The organism is Variovorax sp. P4_D9 (genome assembly GCF_056401695.1).
In genome coordinates, this window is the sequence record NZ_JBFUIU010000707.1 from 1 (window position 1) to 4,499 (window position 4,499).

Below are 4,499 nucleotides of genomic sequence, written 5' to 3' on the forward strand. Positions count from 1 at the left end.
GTGCTTCACCTGCTCGAGTCCGACCCAGCGGAAAAGAAGACGTTGCACGTCGGAGAGGTCGATATCTTCGTCGGTCGAAACTACGTCGTTTCGGTGCGAAATCGCAGCGAGCATGGATTCGTGGACGTTCGGGAACGGTGTGAGCGCGAGCCCGAACTGCTCCGCAGGGGTCCCGGCTTCGTGCTCTATGCCCTCATGGACTCGGTGGTCGACCGCTACTTTCCCGTGATCGATGCACTCGAGGTGGAACTCGAAGCTATCGAGCAACGGATATTTACCAAAGGCGCTGCGCGCGAAAGCATCGAGCGCCTCTACGAACTGAAGCAGAAACTGACGGCGGTCAAGCACGCTGTCGCGCCGCTGCTCGAAGGAACTGGCAAGCTGCACGGTGGCCGTGTGCCGCAGCTGTGCATCGGCTCGCAGGAATACTTCCGGGACGTCGTCGACCACCTCAACCGGATCAACAACACCATCGAGGCGATCTTCGATTCAATCGGCACAGCCATCCATGTCAACTTGTCGATGGTGACCATCGAAGACGGCGAGGTGGTCAAGCGCTTTGCCGCCTGGGCCAGCATCTTCGCTGTGTGCACGGCGCTTGCCGGCATATGGGGCATGAACTTCGAGCAGATGCCCGAGCTGAAGTGGGCCTATGGCTATCCCGCCGCCTTGTTGCTGATCGTCGGCATTTGCGGCTACTTGTACTACAGGTTTCGTCGAGCGGGATGGCTCTGACACGCTCTTCTGCCGGGGTGTTGAGTCCACTCTGTTCCAGGTTGTCCGGCAGCCGATGCCGGCAAGGTCGGCATTGGCAATCAACTCCCCGCTTAGCGGTCAAAGACTGCACCGGGAGGAACTTCATCAGCGAAACGCGGAATGCCGCGGCTGTCTATAAGGTCAGGTGAAGCTGGCGGCCGGCCGTCGCGACTGATTGATCTCGCATTGAAGATCTCCTTCGCGTCGACCTCATCGGCGGAGATTTGCGCCGGCCGCCGATTGTGCCGCTCGGTCGCGGGATCTCCGCAGGGTCGCTCCGTCATGTAGATGCGACCATTCGGATCCTTGCATCGATTCACTTGATCAGCGATGGCTGGCTGTGTGGCACCGACCACGGCGAAACAGATGAGGAAACGCAATGGCACCAGCAGATGGGCCTTCGCGTCGATCGCAGTCAGGGCCATCGCGTGGTGTTTCGTCAATGAAATCATCTTGAACTCTTACGATGGATGGACGAATCGCGATCACCTGGTTGCCATGTGTTCGCACCGTCAACGCTGTGGCGTGACCTTGTGTGGACGAACAGTGTTTCCCTTCAGAGCGGCTCGAACCCTGACGAGGATCAATTCCCGCGCCAGGTGGTCTGCCTACATCCGCTCGAGAGCGATCAGCGGCGTGGTCGAGTAGTCTACGCTATCGAAGCTTCGATGGAGGCAGTGGACATGTACACGGAACAAGGCGGCGAAGGCCCGGACCTGCTCCTGATGCTGCACGGGATGGGCGCGACGGGGGCCGTGTGGTCGCCCCTGTGCGCCGAGGCTGGCGTTCGCTGGAAGGGCCGTTGGGTCGTCCTGGACTTGCCCGGCCACGGCCGATCCGGCCGACAAGACACCTATGCCATCGGTCAGTGCGCCGCAAGCGTCGGGCGGGCCGCGCTGCCGCACATCGATCCCGCTGGCCGCCTCGTGGTTCTCGGGCACTCGCTTGGCGGGGTGATCGGCCTCGCCCTGGCGACGGGTTGGTTCGGCGTCGCGCCGCATCGGGTCTTCGGGGCCGGCATCAAGGTCGCGTGGACCGACGAGGAACTTCGCCGCATGGAGTCGCTGGCATCCCAGCCGGCCAAGCGCTTCGTCACGGAAGAAGAGGCGTGGCAAAGGTATCTGAAGGTCGCCGGCCTTGCCGGGATCGCCGACGCGGCGACACCCGTCGTCGCGCGCGGGATCCAGCATGACGCCGATGGATGGCGTCTCGCGATGGATCCCCGCGCCAATGCCGTTGGGAAGCCGCCGATGTCCGAACTGGTGGCGCTGGCTCGCTGCCCTGTCCATCTGGGCCGCGGCCGTCATGACGCGCTGGTGACGATGGAGCAGATCCGTGCCCTCGATCCCGATGCCCGGGACCTCGGACCGCAGGCACACAACGTGATGGTCGAGGCGCCCGAGCGGGTTTGGGACTGGGTCGCCTCGTTCACATGAGCGCAGCGCACAAACGGTAAAAATGCCGCCGTATTGTTCAAGCCAGCCGGGCCGGCGCACCGTAGCCTCCGGCAGAAGAACTGTTCCCTCCACCGAAAGGCCCCCGCCATGCCAATCACCGCCAAGCCCGCCCCGGGCGCCAAGCTGCTCACGCCGACCGACCATACCTTGATCATGATCGACTTCCAGTCGCAGATGGCCTTTGCGACGCACTCGATCGACGCCGTCGCGCTGCGCAACAATGCGGCGCTGGTGGCGCATTCGGCCGCCGGCTTCGGGGCCTCGACCATCCTCACGACGGTGGCCGAGAAAAGCTTCTCGGGCCCGATGTTCGACGAGATCAAGGCTGCTTTCCCCGAGCAGGCAATGCTCGACCGCACCTCCATGAACACATGGGAGGACGCCGCCGTGATCAAGAAGGTCAACGAGATCGGCAAGTCGCGCATCGTGCTGTGCGGGCTCTGGACCGGGGTCTGCATCGTCGGCCCGGCGCTGTCGGCGCTCGACCAGGGCTTCGAGGTGTTCGTGATCGCCGATGCCTGCGGCGACGTCTCGGCCGAGGCCCACAACCGGGCGATGGACCGCATGGTGCAGGGCGGTGCCCAGCCCATGACTTCGCTGCAATACCTGCTGGAATTGCAGCGCGACTGGGCCCGCACCGGCACCTACGACATGACCACCGGCATCGCGAAGAAGTTCGGCGGGGCCTACGGCCTGGGCATCATCTACGCCAAGTCCATGTTCGGCGCCCACGAAGGCTGAACCGGAGCCGCGCGCATGAAGCCCTACCTCGTTTCGTTGGCGCTCGGCGTGCTGGTGGGCGTCATCTATGCGCTCTTCAGCGTGCGCTCGCCGGCGCCGCCGATCATCGCGCTGGTCGGCCTGCTGGGCATCCTGGCCGGCGAGCAGCTGCCGCCGCTCGCCAAGCGCCTGCTCGACCGCAGCCCGACATCGACCTCCTGGCTGAAGCACCAGGTCAAGCCGCACATGTTCGGGCGCCTGCCCGAGTGCGCCAAGGAAGCGCTCCCGCCGACTGCGGGCGCTGCCATCGCCAATGGGGAGCAGGGCCGTGGCTGAGTCGCCGTCGCTGATCCTCCACAACGGGCGCATCACCACGCTCGACCGCGCCAACCCGGTCGCCAGCGCGGTCGCAATCATGGACGGCCGCTTCAGCCGTGTCGGCCGCGACGAGGACGTGCTGCCGCTGACCGGCCCCGCCACCCGCGTGGTCGATCTCCAGGGCCGGCCGGTGCTGCCGGGCTTGATCGACAATCACTTGCACATCATCCGCGGCGGCCTCAACTTCAACCTCGAGCTGCGCTGGGATGGCGTGCGCAGCCTGGCCGACGCGATGGGCATGCTCAGGCGCCAGGTGGCGATCACGCCGGCGCCGCAATGGGTGCGCGTGGTGGGCGGCTTCACCGAGCATCAGTTCGCCGAGAAGCGGCTGCCGACTATCGAAGAACTGAACGCAGTGGCGCCCGACACGCCGGTGTTCCTGCTGCACCTGTACGACCGGGCCCTGCTCAACGGCGCGGCCCTGCGCGCGGTCGGCTACACGCGCGAGACGCCGGCGCCGCCGGGTGGCGAGATCGTGCGCGACAGCGCCGGCAACCCGACCGGCCTGCTGCTGGCCAAGCCGAACGCGAGCATCCTGTATGCGACGCTGGCCAAGGGGCCGAAGCTGCCTTTCGAGTACCAGCTCAACTCGACGCGCCATTTCATGCGCGAGCTCAACCGGCTCGGCGTCACGGGCGCCATCGATGCCGGCGGCGGCTTCCAGAACTTCCCCGAGGACTACCAGGTCATCCAACAGCTGGCCGACGCCGGCCAACTGACCATTCGGCTGGCCTACAACCTGTTCACGCAGAAGCCCAAGCAGGAGAAACAGGACTTCCTGAACTGGACCGCGAGTTCGAAATACAAGCAGGGCGACGACTACTTCCGCCACAACGGCGCCGGCGAGATGCTGGTGTTCTCGGCCGCCGATTTCGAGGACTTCCGCCAGCCGCGTCCCGATATGCCGCCCGAGATGGAAGGCGATCTCGAGGAGGTGGTGCGGGTGCTGGTGCAGAACCGCTGGCCGTGGCGCCTGCACGCCACCTACGACGAGACCATCGAGCGTGCGCTCGACGTCTTCGAGAAGGTGAACCGCGACACGCCGCTGACCGGGCTGAACTGGTTCTTCGACCACTGCGAGACCATCTCGGAACAGTCGATCGACCGCATCGCGGCGCTCGGCGGCGGCATTGCGGTGCAGCACCGGATGGCCTACCAGGGCGAATACTTCGTCGAGCGCTACGGCGC

At 65.2% G+C, this 4,499-nt stretch carries 6 protein-coding genes; 5 read left to right on the forward strand and 1 reads right to left on the reverse strand.

The genetic code is table 11. From position 1 onward, the window contains the following. Positions 1-735, forward strand: a 735-nt coding sequence (locus tag AC1DY5_RS43140; protein WP_478120553.1) for a magnesium and cobalt transport protein CorA, incomplete at its 5' end; no start/stop codon positions are given. Between the two features lie 92 nt (positions 736-827). Here the strand turns inward: AC1DY5_RS43140 and AC1DY5_RS43145 are convergent. After that, entirely contained in the window at positions 828-1,208 is a 381-nt protein-coding gene (locus tag AC1DY5_RS43145; protein WP_478120554.1) for a hypothetical protein, read from the reverse strand. A gap of 231 nt (positions 1,209-1,439) precedes the next feature. Here AC1DY5_RS43145 and AC1DY5_RS43150 point away from each other — a divergent pair, with 231 nt between their 5' ends. The 4 genes from AC1DY5_RS43150 to AC1DY5_RS43165 form a co-directional block, all read left to right on the forward strand. After that, a complete protein-coding gene (locus AC1DY5_RS43150) occupies positions 1,440-2,192 on the forward strand; it encodes an alpha/beta fold hydrolase (RefSeq protein ID WP_478120555.1) in 753 nt (250 codons plus the stop codon). 108 nt (positions 2,193-2,300) lie between these two features. Beyond that, the gene (locus tag AC1DY5_RS43155) at positions 2,301-2,954 is read left to right on the forward strand and encodes a hydrolase (RefSeq protein WP_478120556.1); all 654 of its coding nucleotides are present in this window, start codon (positions 2,301-2,303) and stop codon (positions 2,952-2,954) included. A 15-nt stretch (positions 2,955-2,969) separates the two neighbouring features. Then, complete coding sequence (locus AC1DY5_RS43160) at positions 2,970-3,269, forward strand: XapX domain-containing protein (RefSeq protein WP_478120557.1); 300 nt, start codon at positions 2,970-2,972, stop codon at positions 3,267-3,269. Next, on the forward strand, positions 3,247-4,499 hold a 1,253-nt coding region (locus tag AC1DY5_RS43165), incomplete at its 3' end, for an amidohydrolase (protein ID WP_478120558.1). The genes AC1DY5_RS43160 and AC1DY5_RS43165, both read left to right, overlap by 23 nt.